General features: G+C 72.4%; 19 protein-coding genes. 3 read left to right on the top strand and 16 right to left on the bottom strand.

Annotated features, from left to right (window positions below; translation table 11 throughout):
* Positions 1-220: 220 nt before the first annotated feature.
* The 3 genes from GA0070616_RS14900 to GA0070616_RS14890 form a co-directional block, all read right to left on the bottom strand.
* Complete coding sequence (locus GA0070616_RS14900; protein ID WP_091082302.1) at positions 221-448, bottom strand: ferredoxin; 228 nt, start codon at positions 446-448, stop codon at positions 221-223.
* Positions 445-1,650 carry a cytochrome P450 gene (locus GA0070616_RS14895; protein WP_245712774.1) on the bottom strand — a complete coding sequence of 402 codons (1,206 nt, stop codon included), beginning with the start codon at positions 1,648-1,650 and terminating at the stop codon, positions 445-447. Before GA0070616_RS14895 ends, GA0070616_RS14900 begins: the two co-directional genes overlap by 4 nt.
* Positions 1,651-1,832: 182 nt before the next feature.
* A complete protein-coding gene (locus tag GA0070616_RS14890) occupies positions 1,833-2,015 on the bottom strand; it encodes an antitoxin (RefSeq protein WP_091082299.1) in 183 nt (60 codons plus the stop codon).
* A gap of 175 nt (positions 2,016-2,190) precedes the next feature.
* Here GA0070616_RS14890 and GA0070616_RS14885 point away from each other — a divergent pair, with 175 nt between their 5' ends.
* On the top strand, positions 2,191-3,348 hold the full coding sequence (locus GA0070616_RS14885) for an AI-2E family transporter (RefSeq protein ID WP_091082296.1): 1,158 nt from the start codon (positions 2,191-2,193) through the stop codon (positions 3,346-3,348).
* A 16-nt stretch (positions 3,349-3,364) separates the two neighbouring features.
* On the opposite strand, the gene GA0070616_RS14880 is transcribed toward GA0070616_RS14885, so the two are convergent.
* Positions 3,365-4,033, bottom strand: coding sequence for a dienelactone hydrolase family protein (locus tag GA0070616_RS14880; RefSeq protein WP_091082294.1), 669 nt, complete (start codon positions 4,031-4,033; stop codon positions 3,365-3,367).
* Between the two features lie 195 nt (positions 4,034-4,228).
* On the opposite strand from GA0070616_RS14880, the gene GA0070616_RS14875 reads away from it, so the two are divergent.
* The gene (locus tag GA0070616_RS14875) at positions 4,229-4,408 is read left to right on the top strand and encodes a hypothetical protein (RefSeq protein WP_091082291.1); all 180 of its coding nucleotides are present in this window, start codon (positions 4,229-4,231) and stop codon (positions 4,406-4,408) included.
* A gap of 68 nt (positions 4,409-4,476) precedes the next feature.
* Here the strand turns inward: GA0070616_RS14875 and GA0070616_RS14870 are convergent, their stop codons facing one another.
* The 9 genes from GA0070616_RS14870 to GA0070616_RS14830 form a co-directional block, all read right to left on the bottom strand.
* The gene (locus tag GA0070616_RS14870; protein WP_091082288.1) at positions 4,477-6,849 is read right to left on the bottom strand and encodes a glycoside hydrolase family 65 protein; all 2,373 of its coding nucleotides are present in this window, start codon (positions 6,847-6,849) and stop codon (positions 4,477-4,479) included.
* Positions 6,846-7,598, bottom strand: a complete 753-nt coding sequence (locus GA0070616_RS14865) for a beta-phosphoglucomutase family hydrolase (protein ID WP_091082285.1) — start codon at positions 7,596-7,598, stop codon at positions 6,846-6,848. The genes GA0070616_RS14870 and GA0070616_RS14865 overlap by 4 nt, the downstream gene beginning before the upstream one ends.
* A 59-nt stretch (positions 7,599-7,657) precedes the next feature.
* Positions 7,658-8,125 (bottom strand): DUF4442 domain-containing protein, encoded by a 468-nt coding sequence (locus GA0070616_RS14860; RefSeq protein ID WP_091082282.1) that lies wholly within the window; start codon positions 8,123-8,125, stop codon positions 7,658-7,660.
* Positions 8,126-8,275: 150 nt separating this feature from the next.
* On the bottom strand, positions 8,276-9,580 hold the full coding sequence (locus GA0070616_RS14855) for an ABC transporter ATP-binding protein (RefSeq protein ID WP_091090808.1): 1,305 nt from the start codon (positions 9,578-9,580) through the stop codon (positions 8,276-8,278).
* 132 nt (positions 9,581-9,712) lie between these two features.
* Positions 9,713-11,905, bottom strand: coding sequence for a bifunctional glycosyltransferase/CDP-glycerol:glycerophosphate glycerophosphotransferase (locus tag GA0070616_RS14850; protein WP_091082279.1), 2,193 nt, complete (start codon positions 11,903-11,905; stop codon positions 9,713-9,715).
* Between the two features lie 16 nt (positions 11,906-11,921).
* Positions 11,922-13,880: a DUF5941 domain-containing protein gene (locus GA0070616_RS14845; RefSeq protein WP_091082276.1), complete on the bottom strand. Its 1,959-nt coding sequence runs from the start codon at positions 13,878-13,880 to the stop codon at positions 11,922-11,924.
* A complete protein-coding gene (locus GA0070616_RS14840) occupies positions 13,877-14,623 on the bottom strand; it encodes an ABC transporter ATP-binding protein (protein WP_091082274.1) in 747 nt (248 codons plus the stop codon). The genes GA0070616_RS14845 and GA0070616_RS14840 overlap by 4 nt, the downstream gene beginning before the upstream one ends.
* Positions 14,623-15,450, bottom strand: a complete 828-nt coding sequence (locus tag GA0070616_RS14835) for an ABC transporter permease (RefSeq protein WP_091082272.1) — start codon at positions 15,448-15,450, stop codon at positions 14,623-14,625. The genes GA0070616_RS14840 and GA0070616_RS14835 overlap by 1 nt, the downstream gene beginning before the upstream one ends.
* Before the next feature lie 67 nt (positions 15,451-15,517).
* Positions 15,518-16,888 (bottom strand): L-serine ammonia-lyase, encoded by a 1,371-nt coding sequence (locus tag GA0070616_RS14830; protein ID WP_091082270.1) that lies wholly within the window; start codon positions 16,886-16,888, stop codon positions 15,518-15,520.
* Between the two features lie 268 nt (positions 16,889-17,156).
* Here GA0070616_RS14830 and GA0070616_RS14825 point away from each other — a divergent pair, with 268 nt between their 5' ends.
* Entirely contained in the window at positions 17,157-17,360 is a 204-nt protein-coding gene (locus GA0070616_RS14825; protein WP_091082268.1) for a PspC domain-containing protein, read from the top strand.
* A gap of 146 nt (positions 17,361-17,506) precedes the next feature.
* On the opposite strand, the gene GA0070616_RS14820 is transcribed toward GA0070616_RS14825, so the two are convergent.
* From GA0070616_RS14820 to GA0070616_RS14810, 3 genes are all read right to left on the bottom strand, one after another.
* Entirely contained in the window at positions 17,507-18,244 is a 738-nt protein-coding gene (locus tag GA0070616_RS14820) for a DUF4230 domain-containing protein (RefSeq protein WP_091082265.1), read from the bottom strand.
* An 89-nt stretch (positions 18,245-18,333) separates the two neighbouring features.
* A complete protein-coding gene (locus GA0070616_RS14815; protein ID WP_091082262.1) occupies positions 18,334-19,494 on the bottom strand; it encodes an acyl-CoA dehydrogenase family protein in 1,161 nt (386 codons plus the stop codon).
* Positions 19,495-19,532: 38 nt separating this feature from the next.
* On the bottom strand, positions 19,533-19,835 hold the full coding sequence (locus GA0070616_RS14810) for a type II toxin-antitoxin system VapB family antitoxin (RefSeq protein ID WP_091082260.1): 303 nt from the start codon (positions 19,833-19,835) through the stop codon (positions 19,533-19,535).
* Positions 19,836-19,920 lie beyond the last annotated feature (85 nt).

Genomic DNA, 19,920 nt, shown 5'->3' with positions numbered 1-19,920 from the left:
GCTCCTCACTGGAAACCGTGAGGGCGGGCCGACGTGAGCGTACGGCACCCGGGTACGCCCGACAACGCCCGTCGGCCTCGCATGCCACCACACGGCAGGGCAACTGAGGGCGCCGCGACCTGCGGCAGGTCGCTGCGTCCGCAGCCCGGGACACCGCCACCTGCCGTAACCCGCGGCGGGCGCACCGCCTCGCCGCAGCGCGCCATCGCCGGCGGGGCGCTCAGTCCTCCGGGGCGATCCGGCGCATCGAGTCGGCCTCGGACACGATCACCGCCTCCATCGGGCAGGAGTCGGCGGCGTCCAGCAGGACGTCGTCGGGCGCGACCCGCTCGACCAACGGGTGGGACAGCCCGTCGTCGAGGGCGAAGTGCTCCGGTGCGATGCCGGCGCAGATCCCGGCCCCGATGCAGCGGGTGGCGTCGACGTGCACCCGCCAGTCGCCGCTCACCAGGCCACCGGCAGCGCGACGAGGCCCCGCACCAGCAGTCCGCTCTTCCAGGTCAACTCCGCCTCGGGCACGGCCAGCCGAAGCCGCGGCGCCCGTACGGTCAACGTCTCCAGCACGACCTGGAGTTCCATCCGGGCCAGTTGCGCGCCGACGCAGTGGTGCACACCGTGCCCGAACCCCAGGTGCGGGTTGGCGGCCCGGGTCAGGTCGAGCCGGTCGGCCTCGGCGAACACCGACTCGTCCCGGTTGGCGGACGGGATGGAGACGACCACGGGCTCACCGGCACGGACCAGCACCCCACCCAACTCCACGTCCTCCAGGGCGTACCGGGCGAAGGCCGCGCCCGCGCCGAGGGGGATGAAGCGCATCAGTTCCTCGACCGCACCGGGCACCAGCGCCGGTTCAGTGCGCAACCGGTCCCACTGGTCGGGGTGGTTGAGCAGCACGTACACCATGTTGGGGATCTGCGTGACGGTGGTCTCGTGGCCGGCGGCGAGCAACCCCGCCGCGAGCTGGACGACCTCCTCCTCGCTGAGCCGGTCGTCGGCGTCCCGCGCCCGGACCATCGCGCCGAGCAGGTCGTCGGTCGGCTCGACCCGTCGCCGGGCGATCAGCTCGCCCATGTACGCGTACAGGCTGCCGATGTAGTGCTGGATCTGCTCCGGTGGCAGCGAGGTGGTGGAGACGATCGCCTCCGACCAGGTGTGGAAGCGGTCCTGGTCGGCCACGGGCACACCGAGCAGCTCGCAGATCACCCGGATCGGCAGTGGGGTGGCGACGTGCGCGACCAGGTCGGCGGGCGGGCCGGCGGCGAGCATGCCGTCGACCAGTTCCTCGGCCAGCGCCCGGGTGCGCGGACGCAGCTCCTCCACCCGCCGGGCGGTGAACGCCTTGGCCACCAGCCGTCGCAGCCGGGTGTGGTCCGGCGGATCCATGGACAGGATGCCCCCGTCGAGCTGCTGCGGCGTGCTCCGGGGTTCGTCGCGCCCGACGGCGGCCGCCCGGCTGAACCGGGGGTCGCCGAGCACCGTACGCACGTCGGCGTGGCGGGTGGCCAGCCAGGTCGGCTCGCCGAACGGCATCCGGACCCGGGTCAGGGGTTCTTCGCGGCGCAACTGCGCGTAGCGCGGGTCGAGCATGAGCCGGTCGGGATCACTGAACGGGTAGCGCTGCGGGATCGTCGCCTCGGGCGCTTCGGTCACCGATGATGTCCTCTCGTCACGACGCCGCCGAAGGGCGGTGCCGGCCGCTCGATCGAACCGACGAAGAGTCAGGTCCCGACTGCGGATGGTAGCGAGAGTGACGGATGCTGACCAGGGGTGACCGTCGACAACGGACGGTCCCGGGCACCCGTCGGGGCGACCCGGGACGGACGATCTCGGTGTCAGCGCACCTGGTCGCCCTCACCGGTGCGCGTCTGGGCCTGGTTCACGCCCTTGTCGATGTGCTGGTCGTACTTGCCGCCGGTGCGCTTTCCGGCCATGTCACCGGCCCGCTCCAGCCCCTGGTCGACCTGCTTGTCGTGCTTGTCGGCGAGATCCTTGGCCTTGTCCATGAAGTTGCTCATGACGTCCTCCCTCAGTGCCGGGTCACCTGCACTGGGGTTCCCCCACCCCAGCGGCACAAACTCCGACGGGCCGGACGGATCGCTCTACGGGGGCGTGCCCGGACACCTAGCGTGGAAACGGGTGTCGGCGGGACGCCGACCGGGTACGACCCGCCCGACATCGAGGAGGGCTGACGTGGTCGCAGGCGATACCGGGCAGACGCCCACCGACACGACGGACCGGGGCGCGGGTCCCCGGCAGACGTGGACGGCACTGCCCTGGCTGGTGCGCTCCGCAGTGGTCTGGAGCGCCTGCCTGGTGGTGATCGTGGCTGGCCTCTACCTGCTGGGCAAGATCGCGGTGCTGCTGGCTCCGCTGGCCGTGGCGCTGGCGGCGACCATCTTCCTGACCGCCCTGCTCGACCCGGTGCAGCTCGCGCTGCGTCGCCTGCGCCTGCCGGCCGCCCTCGCGGCGCTGCTCACCGTCCTGCTGCTGCTGGGTTTCCTGACCGGGGCGGGCGCGCTGGTGTGGAATCTCACCGCGAGCCAGTTCGAGGAGCTGGGCCGGGAACTGCAACAGGGCCTGGAACGCACCCGTGACTTCGTGACCTCCACCCTGCCGGTGACCGACGAGCAGCTCGACCGGCTGCTCAGCCGGGTCCGGGAGGCGACGGGGCAGGGTTCGGTGGACCCGGTCGCCAGCGCGCGCTCCGTCATCGAGGGGTTCGGGGCGGCGTTGCTCTCCCTGGTGCTGCTGTTCTTCCTCCTCAAGGACGGGCGGTCCATGTGGCACTGGGTGCTGCGCCGGGCGACCGGCCCGAACCGCGAGGTGACCGCCGAGGCGGGCCGGACCGGCTGGCACACCCTCGGCTCGTACAGCCGGGGCACGATGATGATCGCCGCGATCGACGCGGTCGGCATCGGGCTGGCCCTGGTGCTGCTCGGCGTGCCACTGGCGTTCCCGTTAGCCCTGATCGTCTTCATCGGCGCGTTCGTGCCGATCATCGGGGCGACCGTCACGGGCGCGGTGGCGGTGCTGGTGGCGCTGGCCGCGAACGGGCCGACCACCGCCCTGCTCACCCTGGCTGCCGTGATCGCCGTGCAGCAGATGGAGGGCAACCTGCTCGAACCGCTGATCATGAAACGCCAGGTGCGGCTGCATCCCGCGGTGATCCTGGTGGCGGTCACCGCCGGCACGCTGATCGCGGGGATCGCGGGTGCCTTCGTGGCGGTGCCGATCACGGCGGTGGTGTGGCGGGTCATCGACTCCGTGCAACGCCAGCGGGAGCAGGCCCGCACCGCACCCACCCCACCCGAGCCCACCCCGCCCGACCCGGTTCCCTCACCGTCCTGAACGGCTCCCGTCCTGGTCACGCCGGGGCGGGGTGGGGGTGCAGGTGGGTGGTGAACCAGTCGGCGGCCTGCTCGGCCACCTGGTCCAGGGCGCCCGGTTCCTCGAAGAGGTGCGTCGCGTCCGGCACGATCCGCAGCTCGACCGCTCCGGGAAGCTCCGCCCTGGCCTGCTCGTTCAGCGTGATCACCTGATCGTCGAGGCCACCGACGAGCAGCAGGGTGGGGGCGCGCACCTGCCCGAGCGCGGCGCCGGCGAGATCGGGTCGGCCGCCCCGGGACACCACCGCCCCCACCTGCGCCGGCCGACTGGCGGCGGCGACCAGGGCGGCGGCGGCACCGGTGCTCGCCCCGAACAGGCCGACGGGCACCGGTCCCGCCGGACGCGCGGCATCCAGCCAGTCCACGATCCCCGCGAGCCGCCCGGCGAGCAGCCCGATGTCGAAGCGCAGCTCAACGGTCACCGCATCCACCTCGTCCTCCGCCGGGGTCAGCAGGTCGACCAGCACCGTGCCGAGCCCGCTTCCGTTGAGCACGTGCGCCACCGCCACGTTGCGGGGGCTGTGCCGGGAACTGCCACTGCCGTGCGCGAAGAGCACCACGCCGGTGGGACGCGCCGGGACGAGCAGATCGGCGGGCAGTTCGACCTGGCCCGCCGGGATCGACACCGCACTGCTGCGCACGTCCATCTCCCCACCTCCGTAACGCCGGCCGACCGGCCGGCCCGTGCCGGCCGGATACCCCGACCGGCCCGCCCCACGCGACCGGCCTCCTGCGCCGACCGGGCGGGCGGGGCCGTTTGTCGGGCGGGGCCCCGGGTAGGCGTCGGACGACCGTAGGACCGGCGCGACCGGCGCGCCCCGAGCAGATCGCGAGGACCGCCCATGGCGCAGCAGCAGCGAGACTCCCGACAGCAGACCGCCGAACGCGGGCGGCAGGAACAGGACACCGAGCGCGACCGGGACTGGGCGGACGAGGCGGCCCAGGCGCGTACCGCGGACGATCCGCGGGCGATGGCACCCCGGGACGCGGCGGGCCGCCCCTCCCAGGGCCGCCCGATCTGACCGCCGCCGCACCGACGGACGACGCGACCGCCGACCCTGTGCCGGGTCGGCGGTCGCCGCCAGCGCCGTCAGGTGCGCAGGTCGGGGGGACGGAGCAACGGCGCGCGGCCGGGTGGCTGCTCCACCGGGGGGATGTCGGGCTCGACGGGCGGGTTCGGCAGGGTCACCGGCGCGTCCCAGGCCACCTTGACCAGGGTGCCGTGGTGCCGCAGCTCCACCGCGTCCCCGGCGCTGCCGTGCCGCAACGCGTACGTCGTGTGCTGCGGGTGGACGTCGACCCGCAGCCGCAGCCCGCACCACTGCAACGAGAACTCCAGCCGACCGAACCGGGTCGGTAGCCGGGGTGCGAACGTCATCAGCCCGTCGTGGTCGCGGAGCCCACCGAAGCCGGCGACCAGGGCGATCCACGCCCCGGCGAGCGAGGCCATGTGTACGCCGTCGCGGGTGTTCTCGTTGAGGTCGTGAAGATCCATCAACGCGGCCTCGCGCAGGTAGCTGTGCGCCAGTTCCAGGTAGCCCACCTCAGCGGCCAGCACCGCCTGGGTGCAGGCGGACAGCGACGAGTCCCGCACGGTGCGCCGCTCGTAGTAGAGGAAGTTGCGGCGCTTCTCCTCGAGCGTGAAGGCGTCGCCCCGCCAGTGCATGGCCAGCACCAGATCGGCCTGCTTGACCACCTGCTTGCGGTACAGCTCGAAGTACGGGAAGTGCAGCAACAGGGGATACTTCTCCGCAGGGGTGTTCGCGAAGTCCCACTCCTGGAGCCGGGTGAACCCCTCCACCTGCTGGTGCACGTCGACCTCGTCGTCGTACGGGACGTGCATGGCCGCCGCGGCGTCGCGCCACTCGGCGGCCTCCTCGTCGGTGACCCTCAGGTGGTACGCCTCGTCCCGGTAGTGGCGGACGGCGTCGGCGGCGGCGAGCAGGTTCCGCTGGGCCATCAGGTTGGTGTAGATGTTGTCGTTCTTGACGGCGGTGTACTCGTCGGGGCCGGTCACCCCGTCGATGTGGAACCGGCCGTGCCGGTCGTGGTGCCCGATGGCCCGCCACAGCCGGGCGGTCTCCACCAGCAGCTCCAGCCCGATGTCCCGCATCAGCTGCGTGTCGCCGGTGACCAGGACGTACCGGCGCAGGGCGTCGGCGATGTCGGCGGCGATGTGGAACGCGGCGGTGCCGGCCGGCCAGTAACCCGACGACTCGGGCCCCTCGATGGTGCGCCACGGGAAGGCCGCGCCCGCCAGGTTGAGCGTCTCCGCCCGCTCCTGGGCCTGCGCGAGCGTGGAGTACCGCCAGTGCAGGGCGTCGCGCACCGCAGTGGGGTGGGTGTAGGTGAGTACCGGCAGCACGAACATCTCGGTGTCCCAAAAGGCGTGCCCGTCGTACCCGGGGCCGGTGAGCCCCTTGGCGGAGATGGGCCGCCGTTCCGCGCGGGTGCCGGCCTGCAGGACGTGGAACAGCCCGAACCGGACGGCCTGCTGCACCTCGGGGTCGCCCTCGACCACCACGTCGGCGGCGTCCCAGAACTCGTCCAGGTACTCCCGCTGCTCGCGGCGCAGCCCCTCCCAGCCGTCCAGTTTCGCCGCGGCGAGGGCCGCGCCGACCTGGTCGCGCAGCGCCGGCAGGGAGCGGCGGCTGGACCAGCCGTACGTGAGGTACTTGACGACCCGCAGGGTCTGACCGGGCTGCAGTACGCAGGCCACGGTGGTGCGTACCCAGTCCTCGTACCCCTCGGACTCGATCGTGTGCGACGGACCCTGCACCTCGTGTTCCATCGCGGCGGCCAACCGCAGGCCGGAGACCTTGGTGCGGTGGATGAGCAGCCCTCCGTCGTCGGTGGTCAACTCCTCCTCGGCCTGCAACGGCGACTCCAGCACGGCGGCGACGCGCGGGTCCCGGCTCTGCGGGGGCAGCGTCTCGTTCGCCACCAGTTCGGACTGCACGATGACGCGCAGCGGGTCGCCGTCGGCCACCTCGACCTCGTAGTTGATCGCGGCGACGGACCGCTGGCGGAAGGAGACCAGCCGGGTGCTGCGCACCTTCACCTCACGGCCGGCCGGAGAACGCCAGTGCAGCTCCCGGTGCAGGGTGCCGGCGCGCAGGTCGAGGATCCGCTCGTGGGCGAGCAGTTCGCCGTAGCGCACGTCGAGGGGTTCGTCGTCGACGAGCAGCCGGATCAGCTTGCCGTTGGTGACGTTGACGATGGTCTGCCCGGACTCGGGGAAACCGAAGCCGGCTTCCGCGTACGGCAGGGGACGCAGCTCGTAGAACGAGTTCAGGTAGGTGCCGGGCAGGCCGTGCGGCTCGCCCTCGTCGAGGTTGCCGCGCAGCCCGACGTGCCCGTTGGACAGCGCGAACACCGACTCGGACTGGGCGAGCACGTCCATGTCGAGGCGGGTCTCCCGGACGTGCCACGGGTCGACGGGATAGGCGCGTTCCCGGATCACTCGGGTCGTCCCGTGTCGAGCAGGTCGGCGAGGTCGGTGACCACGATGTCCGCGCCGTGGGCGAGCAGCTCGTCGGCCTGACCGGCCCGGTCGACCCCGACGACGTACCCGAAGCCGCCGGCCCGGCCGGCAGCCACTCCCGCAAGGGCGTCCTCGAAGACGACGGCCTCGGCCGGGTCGACGCCGAGGACCTTCGCCCCGGCGAGGAAGGTGTCGGGTTCGGGCTTGCCGCGCAGGCCCTCGGCGCGGGCGACCAGGCCGTCGATCCGGGCCTCCAACAGCGGCTCGAGCCCGGCGGCGGCGATCACCTCGCGCCCGTTGGCGCTGGCGGTGACGACCGCGCGGCGCAGTCCGGCGGCGACGACCGCCTTGAGGTACGTGACGGAGCCCGGGTACACGTCGACGCCGCCGCTGCGGATGCTCGACAGAAGCAGCACGTTCTTGCGGTTGCCGAGGCCGTGCACGGTGTCCGCCTCGGGCGGGTCGTCGGGATGGCCCTCGGGCAGCACGATGCCCCGCGAGGCGAGGAAGGTGCGCACCCCGTCGGCGCGTTGCCGGCCGTCGACGTACCGGTGGTAGTCCGAGCCGGGGTCGAACGGCCGGAACGGCTCGCCGGTGGCGGCGGCGCGGCGGCGCAGGTACTCGTCGAAGGTCGCGGTCCAGGCGACGTTGTGCACCCGGGCGGTCTGGGTGAGTACCCCGTCCAGGTCGAAGAGACAGGCGGTCACGTGCGCAGGCAGGCCCAACATCGTACGAATCTAACCAGACCACCCGCCGGGCAAACCCCGATCGACATGCTGGTCCGGTGTCAGCGGTTCGGGCGCAGGGTCCAGACGACGGTCATGACCGAGGTGGCGGTGCCGTCCTCGGTGGCGATCCCCACCGGCACCTCGAACTCGGGACGCTGCCCGGCGTCCAACTCGGCGATCACCTCGGCGGGCGGCCGACCGAGTCGGGCGGTGGCGAGCACGGGCCCCAGGGCCAGCTTCCGGTACGCGATGTCGGCGCGGACGGCCAGCGGGGTGACCCGGTCGAGAAGATGCCCGAACGCGGCCATCACCACCGCGCCGGAGGCGGTCTCGCCGAGGGTGAACATCGCGCCCGCGTGGGGGCCACCGACGTGATTGTGGGTGGCGGAGGAGTCGGGCAGGCGAACGACGGCCCGCACCCCGCCGTCGGCCTCGGGGGCCACCTCGACGAACTCGAATCCGAGCGTGCGGGCGAAGGGCACCGCCCGGAGCATGCCGGCGGCCACCTGGCGCGAGTCGATGGTCATACCGCCGACGCTACTAGCCGGTAACTTGCTCGGCAAGCAGCCGCGGGCCGCACAGGCACGGGCCGCACAGCAGGGCGCCGACCGAGCCGCGCGGCGGGCAGCCGTCAGCAACCCACCTGGGCCCGGTCGGCGGCCACCCGGGCTGCCCGGTCAGCGCCAGCCGACGTCGATACGGTCACCGCGCTCGTCGAAGAAGTGCAGCGCGTCCATGCGTACCGACACCGCGAGGGGGTGACCCGCCGCCACCGCCGGGTACGGTGCGAGACGTACCGCCAGTTCCGCCGGACGGCGGTGGTGTCGCCCCGGGTCGGGCAGCACGCTGGTGCGGCCGGCCGGTTCGGGCGTCGGTTCCCCGCCGTTGCCGCCACGCCCCGCGAACCGCTGCATGACCTGGCCGAACCGGCGCAGGCCACGCTGACCCAGCGGGACGTCACCCTCGGCGGGCGCGCCCATCTCGTCGACCACCACCGCGGTCGCCCCGATGTCGAGGAACGCCAGGGACTCGTGGCCGTGGTGCTCCAGGTAGCGGATGCGACCGTGCAGCACGTCGCCCGGGGCGTCCGGCGCGACCGGGGTCAGCGCCTCCGCGCGCATGCCGACCACGATCCGCTCACCGTGGTAGTGGGCCACGGCCCTGCTGCGGATGTCGTCCCAGGGCAGGTAGAGCGCCTGATCACCGAGGGTCAGGGTGATGTACCGGTCCAGGTGCACGTAGACCGACGCCTCCAGCAGGTTCATCCGGGGGCTGCCCAGGAACGCCGCGACGTAGAGGGTGGCCGGTCGGCCGTACACCTGGGTGGGTGTGCCCACGTCCTGGAGCACGCCCTTGCGCATGATGGCCACCCGGTCGGCCATGGTCAGCGCCTCGGCCTGGTCGTGGGTGACGTAGATGGTGGTGACGCCCAGCTCGCGGGTGAGCCCGGAGATCTCCGCGCGCAGCTCCGCCCGCAGGCCGCTGTCGAGGTTGGACAGCGGCTCGTCCATCAGGAACAGACCCGGTCGGCGGACGATCGCCCGGCCCATCGCCACGCGCTGGCGCTGGCCGCCGGAGAGCTGGCTCGGCCGGCGGCCGAGCACGTCGCCGATGCCCAGGGCGCTGGCCACGTCGGCGATCCGCTCGCCGCGCGGGGTCTGCTCCACACCCGCCAGCTTGAGCGGGAACCCGATGTTGTCGCCGACGGTCATGTGCGGATAGAGCGCGAAGTCCTGGAAGACCATCGCGATCTTCCGCTCCCTGGGCGGCAGGTCGTTGGCCAGCTCGCCGTCCAGCATCACCGCCCCCGAGGTCGGGTCCTCCAACCCCGCGACCATGCGCAGCACGGTCGACTTGCCACAGCCCGACGGGCCGAGCAACACCATGAACTCGCCGTCGTTCACATCGAGATTAACTTTGTCAACTGCCAGCGTGCCGTCTCTGAAAACCTTCGTGACGTCTTTGAGCGCGACGGTGGTCACCGTCTCCTCCCCCAGCTCCTCGACCGAACCCCGAATGACTGTGACCAGCATCATGTGGTCAGCACATCGGGTAAACGTGCCATGTTCGGCTCGTGACAGACCTATTACACACCCTCGAACCGGGCAGTCAGCTCAAACGAGTGCAAATCGTCCCTCGTCGGTAAGGAACACCCGCCGGACGACCCGCTCGGCGGCATGCCCGTCGTCCAGCGCGCAGAACCGCGCCCGGAACCGGGCACGCGCCCGCTCCGCGCCGTCGTCCGCGACCGCGTCCGACGCGAAGATGTCGAGCAACTCCGCGAAGGTCCGCGCCACCGCACCCGGCGGCTCGGCCGTCACGTCGAAGTAGACCCCCCGGGCCAGCCGGTAGGCGTCCCAGTCGGGGGCGTAGACGACGATCGGCCGGTCCAGCACCGCGTAGTCGAACATCGCCGACGAGTAGTCCGTGACCAGCACGTCCGCTGCCAGGTACAGATCCTCGACCCGGAGGTGGGCGCTGACGTCGTGGATCCGGTCCCGGTCGGCGGGGCGCCGCCGGTCCCGGTCGTGGAAGTAGTGGCTGCGCACCAGCAGTCGGCCCGCCGGGCCCAGCGCGGCGAGAAACCGCTCCGGGTCGAACGGCGGCCGGTAGCGGGGCAGGTGCTCCCGGTGCGTCGGGGCGTACAGCACCACCCGCTCACCGGGGCTGACCCCCAGTTCCGCCCGGATCCGCAGCACCTCCTCGGCGGTCGCGGTGACCAGCCGGTCGTTGCGCGGGTAGCCGACCTCCAGCGTCGTGTACGCCGCCGGATACGCCCGCTCCCACATCTGCGTGGAGAAACTGTTCGAGGTGACACTGACGTCCCAACGGTCCACCCTCCGCAGCAGCCCCGCGAAGTCCATGCCGACCGCGCCCAACGGGTAGCGCTGCTGGTCCAGCCCCATCACCTTCACCGGCGTGCCGTGGTGGGTCTGCACGTGTGTCGTGCCCGGCCGGCTGCGTACGAAGTCCGGGAAGTTGACGTTGTTGACCAGCCACCGGGCCCGGGCCAGCACCCGGTGGTACGCGGGCGTGCCCGCCACGACGTACTCGACCCCGTCTGGCAGGGTGTGCACCCGGTCCCGCCGCACGATCCACACGCCCCGCACCTGCGGCGCGAGCCGCCGCGCCGCCTCGTAGACGGCAGCCGGGTTGCAGGCGTACCCCCGGTACCAGTACGCGGCGTACACCGCCAGGCCATCGTCGACCGGCCGACGCAGCTCCGCCCGGTAGTACTCACGCAGCAACGCGTCCCGGGCCAGCCGGGCCGCCCGGCGGGCCGGGGGCAGCACCCGGCCACGGACGGCCCGGGCCCGGCCCCGCGCCGCCGCCCCGGTGCGGCTCGCCGCCCGCAGCGCGCTGAACGTCCGCCAGTCGCCAGCGGCGACCAGCCGGTGCTTGAGCCCTTCGGCGCCCTCCGGCGCGGGCGCGTCCGGCGGAGCGAACCGCCGGTGGTCGGCGCTGATCCGGTCGAAGAACGGCTTCCGCAACTCGGGGGCGATCCGCGCGCCGTTGCCGAGCACGGTCAGCTCGTGCCAGACCATCCGCTCGAACACCGCCGGGCGCAGCTCGTCCAGCCCTCGGTCGGCCATGAACCGGAACACCCGGTGCCACTGCTCGAACACCTCGAAGTGCCGGTCGCCCCGAGTCCGGGTGATCGCCCCGGCCCGGCGCTGCCGGTAGTTGACGCAGACCAGGTCCAGCACGCCGATCCGGTCCGCGGCCAGCAACGCCGGATAGCTGAACGACACGTCCTCGTACCAGCCGGGGGCGAAGCGCAGGCCCACCTGGTCGAGGAACCGGCGACGGACCAGCCGGTTCCAGGCGGTGTGCAGCAGACGCAGGGCCTCCGGGCGCTCCCGCAGCCGGAACGTGACCGGACCGGGCGGCTCCGGGAACACCTCCGCCATGGCGCTGCGGGTCGCGGTGTCGTCCCAGTGGGTGCGGACGTGGTCGACGAGCAGCACGTCGGGCCGGGTGGCCCGGAGCCGGTCGGCCACCTCGGTCAGGCAGTCGGGGGCCAGCCAGTCGTCGCCGTCGACGAACCACACGTACTCGCCGGTGGCCCGGTCCAGCCCGACGTTGCGGGCCGGGCCGAGCCCCACGTTGCCGGGCAGCCGGACGGCCGTCACCCGCGGGTCGCGTTCGGCGTACTCGGCGATGATGTCACCGCTGGCGTCCGGTGAGCAGTCGTCGACCCCGATCACCTCGATGTCGGTGACCGGTTGGCCGAGGATCGAGTCCAGGCATTCGCGCAGGTAGCCCTGCACCCGGTAGGCCGGTACGACGAAACTGACCAACGTCATCCGCACCGGCCCCCCGTCAGCCCGCCGAGCGACCTCCCGCGCCGGCCGGGACGGCCGTTCCCCGCGCTGCGCGGGCCGGCAGGACGACCCAGGCCAGGGCGACGCTCGCCACGAACACCCCGATAAGGTACGCACCGAGTGTAGCTAGAGCAACAGTCGCAAATCCGGCGATCGTGGCGAGTGCCAGCAGCACCGACCGGCCCTCCCAGCCCAGCGTCGCGGCGTGCAGCGGCGGTGCGGGCTGCCGCTTCTCCAGCCGGGCGACCAGGTCGTAGTGGTGCAACGTCAGCACCAGCAGGTACCCGAACACCAGCCAGGCCGGCGCACCACCGACCACCCCGACCACGATGGCGAACAGGAACTCACCGGCCCGCAGCGCCGCGGGCACCAGCCAGTCCAACGGGCCGTTGTGCGCCGCTCCGGCACCCAGCGCGCCCACCAACAGCAGCAGCGCCGCCACCGGCACCGTCCACCGCAGCCCGGCCGCACCCGTCCAGGCCGCCGCGACCAGCACCGCCGCCGGGGCCAGCGCCCCCAGCACCGCCAGGGTCAACGGACCCACCGGTCGCACCACCGGCAGTCGGCCGGCCAGCGGGCCGTCGTCACGGTGCAGGGTCGCATCGACCGTGTCCAGCACCGGCACCCACATCCAGCGTGCCCGCAGGGTACGCAGCGCACCGGTGTACGCGAACGCCAGCACCCCCCAGGTGAGCACCGCGTACAGGCTGACCAGCGGCCCGAACAACGCCACCGTCACCGCGATCAGCGCCCACCGTTCCCCGATCGGGAAGACCACCGTGCGCTTCAACCAGTACGACAGCGAACCCGTGTCGGCCTGCACCCGGTTCGAGGCCGCGTTGAGCCGGTCGCCGATCCCCCCGCCGGTCGTCACCGGCTTCGGCCGGCGGGCCGCCTCGTCGTGCAGCACCCCGTACCAGGCGTCGGTCATGTGCCGCACCGTCTGCAGGGTGATCGCGGCGATCGCCAACGCCCAGCCGTACCGGAAGCCCGCCTGGGTCGCCCCGAAGCCCAGGCCCGCGTACACGACGTACTCCTTGAAGCGGTCGGCCATCGTGTCCAGCCAGCCGCCCCAGGCGCTGAAGTGCCGGGTGTAGCGGGCGAGCTGCCCGTCCACGCAGTCCAGCACGAACCCCAGGTAGAGCAGCACCGCGCCGACCACCAGCAGCACCCGGCCGCCGACGCCGAACAGCACCGCCGCGGCGACCGCCATGGCCACCGACAGCATGGTCACCGCCGTCGGCCCCCACCCGAGCCGGGCGGCGGCCTTCGTCACGTACGGGGACCAGGTGCTGACGAAGTACGTGGTGAAGAAGTCGTCCTTCTCCTTCACCGACAGCTTCAACTCGGCCCGGTCCTCGTCCACGGCGGCCACCCCGGCCTCCGCGACGGCCAGGCCGGTGCGCTCGTCGACCCGGTGTGCCACGAGCAGGCGTACCCGGTGGGCGGAGATCCGGGTGCCCAGCGCCGCGAGGCCGGCGAAGAGCCGGTCCACCGCGGGCGCGGTGTCGGGCTGGGCGGCGGCGCGGGCGGCGGCCACCAGGGCCGGCAGGTCCGCCGGGCCGACCCGCAACGCCCCACCGAAGGTTCCCGTGACCGTGCCCTCCAGGGTGCCGGCCGGGCCGGCGTCGACCACCTGGCCGCGTTCCTCGCACACGACGGCACGACCGGGGGCGGGCGGATCGGTCAGCACCAGCGCCACCGTCGAGCCGCCGGGACTCGTGGCCAGGTGCCGCAGGACGGCGGTGTGCGCCACCAGGTCGACGCCGGTGACGAGCACCGGGCCGGGGGCGGTGGCGGCCAGGGCGGCCAGTTCCGCCAGGTCGGCGGCGAACCGTACGTCCCGCGCTCCCGCCTGGCGGAGCTGGTCGGCCAGCCGCTCGGCCAGCGGCTCACCGGTGCCCGTCGGCAGGCTCGCGGCCGGGCCTCCGGCGGCGAGCACGATCGCGACGGTCACCGGGGAACCGCGGCGTGGTACGCGGCCAGCGCCTCGGCGATGGTTCCGTCGACGCTCAACCGGCCCGCGTCGAGGTAGAGCCCTCGACGACAGAACCGGGTCAGGTCCTTTTCGTTGTGTGACACCAGCACCAGAGTGCGCCCCTCCCCGAGCAGACGGTCGATGGTCGTGTAGCACTTCTTGCGGAACTCCGCGTCACCCACTGCGGTCACCTCGTCCATGAGCAGGATCGGGTGCGGCAGGTGGGAGATGATCGCAAAACCGAGCCGGACCTTCATGCCGGACGAGTAGTGCCGCACCGAGGTGTCGATGGCCCGCTCCACCTGTTCGCCGGCGAACGACACGATCTCGTCGAAGTGTCGCTTCAGGTAGGTCGACGACAGCCCGTGCAGGCCACCGACCAGGTGCAGGTTCTCCCGCCCCGTCAGGTCGTTGGAGAAACCGGCGGACAGCTCCAGCAGCGGCGCGACGTCAGCGCGTACCCGGATCCGGCCCTCGTCGGGGATGAGCACCCCGGCGATCAGCCGCAGCAGCGTGCTCTTGCCGGTGCCGTTGCGGCCGATCACCCCGATCGTGTCCCCGGCGGCCACCGTGAACGACACGTCGCGCAGCGGCCAGAACCGGCCCTGCGCCGCGCCGCGCGTACCCCGGTGGATGAACAGCTCCCGCAGCCGCAGCTGCCGGCGGCGGTTGCGCACGAAACGGATGCCGAGGCCCTGCGCCTCGATGATCGGCTCGGCCATCAGAGTTCCTTGAGGACAGCGGGTTCGAGCCGGCGGAACGCCCACCAGCCGGCCACCAGCACCGCGAGGCTGCCACCGAGCGTGGTGGCCAACAGCCGGGCGTGTGGGAACTCGTCCGGGTACCAGACGGCGTGGTGCAGCTGGAAGATGCCGACCAGCGGGTTCAGCTCGTAGCCGACCTTGAGCCAGCCCGGCAGGCCCGAGTCGCGGACCAGGCTCAGCGGGTAGATGATCGGCGTGGCGTAGAACAGCACCCGGATGATCAGGCGCATGAACCGCTCCACGTCCCGCATCAGCACGTTGCACGCCGACAGCAGCAACGCCAGCCCCACCAGCAGGGTCGCCTGGACGCCCACCGCGAGGGGCAGCGCCAGCAGCGACCAGCCGAGGTCGATCCGCCCGGACGCGGCGTAGCCGACCGCGATCGCGGCGAGGATCGGCAGGCCGGCGAGGTATTCGGCGAACCGGCCCGTGACCCGGCCGATCGGGAAGACCTGCCGGGGCACGTTCATGGTGGTGATCAGGCGGGACTGCCCGGTGAGGGCGTTGGTGGCCTCGCTCAGCGCCGAGCTGGTCCACATCCAGGCGAAGATCCCGGTGATCAGGAACAGCGGGTACGACCCGGCGGCCTCGCCCAGGTGTCGGGTGGTGTCCCGGGAGTAGAGGACGCCGAAGACGAACCAGTAGATCGCCCCCATGCCCAGGGGTTCGATCAGCGACCAGAAGTAGCCGAGCACCGACTGTTGGTACTTCACGGCGAGGTCACGCCGGACCAGGATGCGCAGCGAGGCGCGGTGCGCCCACAACGACGCGACGCCTGTGGTCACCGCCGACTCCCGCCTGCTGAAACGGACGACAGGTTAGCAGTCGGTGAACGGTGCCGGCCGCGACGGCTCAGCACTCGATCACGTTGACGGCCAGGCCGCCACGCGCCGTCTCCTTGTACTTGACCTTCATGTCCGCGCCGGTCTCCCGCATGGTCTTGATGACCTTGTCCAACGAGACCGCGTGCACGCCGTCGCCGCGCAGCGCCAGCCGGGCGGCCGTGATCGCCTTGATGCTAGCCACCGCGTTGCGCTCGATGCAGGGGATCTGCACCAGGCCACCCACCGGGTCGCAGGTCAGGCCCAGGTTGTGCTCCATGCCGATCTCGGCGGCGTTCTCCACCTGCTCGGGGCTGCCGCCCAGCGCCTCGGCCAGCCCGGCCGCCGCCATCGAACACGCCGACCCCACCTCACCCTGGCAGCCCACCTCGGCCCCGGAGATCGAGGCGTTCTCCTTGAACAGCACGCCGATCGCGCCCGCCGCCAGCAGGAACCGCACCACGCCCTCGTCGGAGGCGCCCGGCACGAACCGGGTGTAGTAGTGCAGCACCGCCGGGATGATCCCGGCCGCGCCGTTGGTCGGGGCGGTCACCACCCGACCGCCGGCCGCGTTCTCCTCGTTGACGGCCAGGGCGAACAGGGTCACCCAGTCCATGACGCGCAGCGGGTCGGCGGTGCCGGCCTCCGCCTCCAGGCTGCGGCGCAGCTCGGCGGCGCGGCGGCGCACCTTCAGGCCGCCCGGCAGCGTCCCGTCACGCTCGCAGCCGCTCGCCACGCATTCCCGCATCACCCGCCAGATGTCCAGCAGACCGGCGCGTACGTCGGCCTCGCTGCGCCGGGACAGCTCGTTGGCGAGCATCACCCCGCTGATCGACAGTCCCGACTCCCGGGTCACGTCGAGCAGTTGGGCGCCGGTCAGGAACGGGTACCTGACCGGGGTCGTGTCCGCCGTGATCCGGTCCGCTCCGGCGGCGGTCTCGTCCACCACGAACCCGCCGCCCACCGAGTAGTACGTCCGGGCCCTGACCTCGGCACCCGCCCGGTCGTAGGCGGCGAAGGTCATCCCGTTCGGGTGGTACGGCAACGACCGGCGGCGGTGCAGCACCAGATCCTGGTCGGGGTCGAAGTCGATCTCGTGGGTGCCGAGCAGGTCGAGCTGACGCCCGGCACGGATCCGCTCCACCCGCCTCTCGACGGAGTCGGTGTCCACGGTCTCCGGGGTCTCGCCGGCCAGCCCCAGCAGCACCGCCCGGTCGCTGCCGTGGCCGTGCCCCGTCGCGCCCAGCGAACCGAACAGCTCCGCGCGTACCCGGGCGATGTCCGCGAGCAGGCCGTCGGCCTTGAGCCCGGCCACGAACGTCCGGGCCGCCCGCATGGGACCCACGGTGTGCGAGCTGGACGGGCCGATACCGACACTGAACAGGTCGAACACGCTGATCACGACCGCACCTCCTCGTCGGCACACCACGTTGTGGGCCCAGCCGGCGAGCCTACCGCGCCGCGCCCCGCCCACCCGTCAACCGCCAGGTACCCCGCATCGGGCCGGGTACCCGGGATGGTCGTGGTGGTGCGTCAGACGGTGGCCGCGCGGGTATGCACCTACGGGTGGGCACGTCGCCGCTCCTCCTCGGGACCGAGGGCACGGCGACCACCCGTTCCTAGCGTTGATTCCAGGCGACGCGGCGCAGGCCGCAGAGTGGAGTACGACGATGAGTCGCAAACTGGTCCGACCCCGCCAGGGGCGCATGATCGCCGGCGTGTGTGCCGGCCTGGCCCGCCGGTTCGGCAGGTCCCCCGGTTTCGTCCGGCTGCTGTTCCTGCTGTCCCTGCTGCTGCCCGGCACCCAGGTGATCGTCTACCTGGCGCTGTGGATCATCATGCCCAACGAGGACCGGCACGGCACGGCCTACTGACGCCCTCCACCGGCCCCCGACCGGTCCAGCGGGCGCCGGACACGGGACGCGCGCGGCGCGGGTTGCGGTATATCGCGCTTTCCTGGCGGCCGGATGCCGCGATATACCGCAACTGGAGTCGGTCACCAACCGCGTCCCGGGTCGGCTCAGGGGGCGACGTAGGTGATCGTCACCCGCTCGTAGCCGAGGGAACGGAGCAACCCCTCCAGCATCTTGCGGGTGTTCTCCTCGGCGCGTTGGGTCAGCCCGCTGTCCCGGGCGGCGGTGGTGATGCGCTCCTCGGCCAGCCGGTAGACCTGCTGCTGCCGGTTCGGGTCGCCACCGACGAGCTCGCCGACCCGGTTGAGCAGGCCGCGCTCCTCGGCGAACACGTAGCTGGACTCCATGTCGAGGTTCGTGTCCCCGAGCTGCGGCGCCGGCAGCCTGATCTCCACCGACTTCCCGTCGGCGGACCGCACGATCGCACCCTCGGAGATCGTGGAGAAGTCGACGTACGCCTCGACGGTGCCCGCCCCGACGAACAGGGTGCGCTCGTTGAGCAGCCAGTCCGGCACGTTGCGCCGGTCGTTCTGCAGGTCGACGACGACCTGGTAGTTGCCCTCGGCGGCCACGTAGCGGCTGAGATCCCGGATCGACAGCAGCAGCGGCGGCTGGCTGCGGTCGGTCTGCTCCTTGGTGAACGGGTTGCGGAACTCCGGCAGCAGGCCGGTGGCCTGCACCCCGAGCAGCACCACGACGGCCAGCGCCGCCGCGCCCAGCACCCACAGCAGGCCGCGCGCCGGCCCACCGCCCCCCGCCCTCGGCGCGCTGCCCGGATGGTCGTCGCCGGCCGGCAGGCCGGGGAACTGCGTGGTCGGCTCGTTGCTGTCACCGTCGCGGGCCATCGCCCTCACCGTCCTCGTCCGACAGGTCGTCTGATGAAGACGGTAAGGCCCCCGTACGACTCGCGCTCGGTGGACCGTGCCGGAACAGGTCAGACGAAGGCCGACAGCCCGGTCAGGCGCTGCCCGATGACCAGTTGGTGGATCTCCGAGGTGCCCTCGTAGGTGAGCACGCTCTCCAGGTTGTTGGCGTGCCGCATCACGGGGTAGTCGCCGGAGACGCCGTTCGCGCCGAGGATCGTGCGGCACTGGCGGGCGATCGCCAGGGCCTCCCGCACGTTGTTCAGCTTGCCCACGCTGACCTGGTCGGGGCGCAACCGGCCGGCGTCGGCGAGCCGGCCGAGCTGCACCGCCAGCAGATAACCCTTGGTCCACTCGACGGCCATGTCGGCCAGCTTGGCCTGGGTGAGCTGGAAGCCGGCCAGCGGCCGGCCGAACTGGGTGCGGGTGGCCGCGTACCCCAGGGTGGTCTCCAGGCAGTCGCGGGCCGCGCCCAACGCACCCCAGACGATGCCGTGCCGGGCCTCGGTCAGGCAGCTCAGCGGAGCCTTGAGCCCGGTCGCCTCGGGCAGCCGGGCGTCCGCCGGGAGGCGCACGTCGTCGAGCGAGATCTCCCCTGTGACGGAGGCGCGCAGCGACATCTTGCGCCGGATCTCCCGCGCCGTCACCCCCGGCGTGTCCATCGGTACGGCGAAGCCGCACACCCCCTCGTCGGTGCGCGCCCAGATCACCGCGACGTCCGCGATCGGCGCGTTGGTGATCCACATCTTGCTGCCGGTGAGGACCCAGTCGTCGCCGTCGCGGCGGGCGCGGGTGGCCATGGAGGCCGGATCGGAGCCGTGGTCCGGTTCGGTCAGCCCGAAGCAGCCGATCGCCTCACCGGTCGCCATCGCGGGCAGCCAGCGCTGCTTCTGCTCCTCGCTGCCGTAGCGCCAGACGGCGTACATGGCCAGTGAACCCTGCACCGACACCAGGGAGCGCACCCCGGAGTCGCCGGCCTCCAGTTCCAGACAGGCCAGCCCGTACGCCACCGCCGACGAGCCGGCGCAGCCGTAGCCGGTGAGGTGCATGCCGAGCAGCCCGAGTTTGCCGAACTCACGGGCCAGGTCACGGGCCGGCACCTGACCGTCCTCGTACCAGCCGGCGACGTGCGGGCGCACCCGGTCGTCGACGAGCCGGCGCACGACGGCGCGGACCTGGCGCTCCTCCTCGCTGAGCGACGAGTCGAGGTCGAGCAGATCAACGGGGCTCATGCCGGCAACCTTAACGAAGCCTCAGCGCGCCGGGGCGGTCACTCGGCCGCCCCGAGGACCAACACCCGGGCGTGGATCTGGTTGCGCTGCTGGAGCGCCGCCCGCAACGCCCGGTGCAGGCCGTCCTCCAGGTAGAGGCCACCGTTCCACTGCACGACGTGCGGGAAGAGGTCGCCGTAGAAGGTCGAATCCTCCGCGAGGAGCTTGTCCAGCGCCAGCTCACGCTTGGTGGTGATCAACTGGTCCAGTCGCAGCGGCCGGGGCGGGATCTCGGCCCACTGCTTGAGCGTCAGGTTGTGCTCCGGGTAGGGACGCCCGTCCCGGACCGCTCTGAAGATCACGACGGCACGCTCCCTCCCCCTGGCCGGCCGGCCCGCGACACCGGGCCGGGTCGCGGCGCGACGCCTCGGCGCCGATGACTCGCCA

The organism is Micromonospora nigra (genome assembly GCF_900091585.1).
Taxonomy (GTDB): domain Bacteria; phylum Actinomycetota; class Actinomycetes; order Mycobacteriales; family Micromonosporaceae; genus Micromonospora; species Micromonospora nigra.
Note: the sequence above shows the minus strand (reverse complement) of the source record. Positions and strands in the feature narration are given on the sequence as shown.

Bases quoted from the DNA above. Each gene is read 5' to 3' on its own strand.
- GA0070616_RS14890 (WP_091082299.1), bottom strand. From the start codon at position 2,015: ATGAGCAACTTCATGGACAAGGCCAAGGATCTCGCCGACAAGCACGAC.
- GA0070616_RS14880 (WP_091082294.1), bottom strand. From the start codon at position 4,033: ATGGACGTGCGCAGCAGTGCGGTGTCGATCCCGGCGGGCCAGGTCGAA.
- GA0070616_RS14875 (WP_091082291.1), top strand. From the start codon at position 4,229: ATGGCGCAGCAGCAGCGAGACTCCCGACAGCAGACCGCCGAACGCGGG.
- GA0070616_RS14865 (WP_091082285.1), bottom strand. From the start codon at position 7,598: ATGTTGGGCCTGCCTGCGCACGTGACCGCCTGTCTCTTCGACCTGGAC.
- GA0070616_RS14860 (WP_091082282.1), bottom strand. From the start codon at position 8,125: ATGACCATCGACTCGCGCCAGGTGGCCGCCGGCATGCTCCGGGCGGTG.
- GA0070616_RS14850 (WP_091082279.1), bottom strand. From the start codon at position 11,905: ATGACGTTGGTCAGTTTCGTCGTACCGGCCTACCGGGTGCAGGGCTAC.
- GA0070616_RS14840 (WP_091082274.1), bottom strand. From the start codon at position 14,623: ATGGCCGAGCCGATCATCGAGGCGCAGGGCCTCGGCATCCGTTTCGTG.
- GA0070616_RS14825 (WP_091082268.1), top strand. From the start codon at position 17,157: ATGAGTCGCAAACTGGTCCGACCCCGCCAGGGGCGCATGATCGCCGGC.
- GA0070616_RS14820 (WP_091082265.1), bottom strand. From the start codon at position 18,244: ATGGCCCGCGACGGTGACAGCAACGAGCCGACCACGCAGTTCCCCGGC.
- GA0070616_RS14815 (WP_091082262.1), bottom strand. From the start codon at position 19,494: ATGAGCCCCGTTGATCTGCTCGACCTCGACTCGTCGCTCAGCGAGGAG.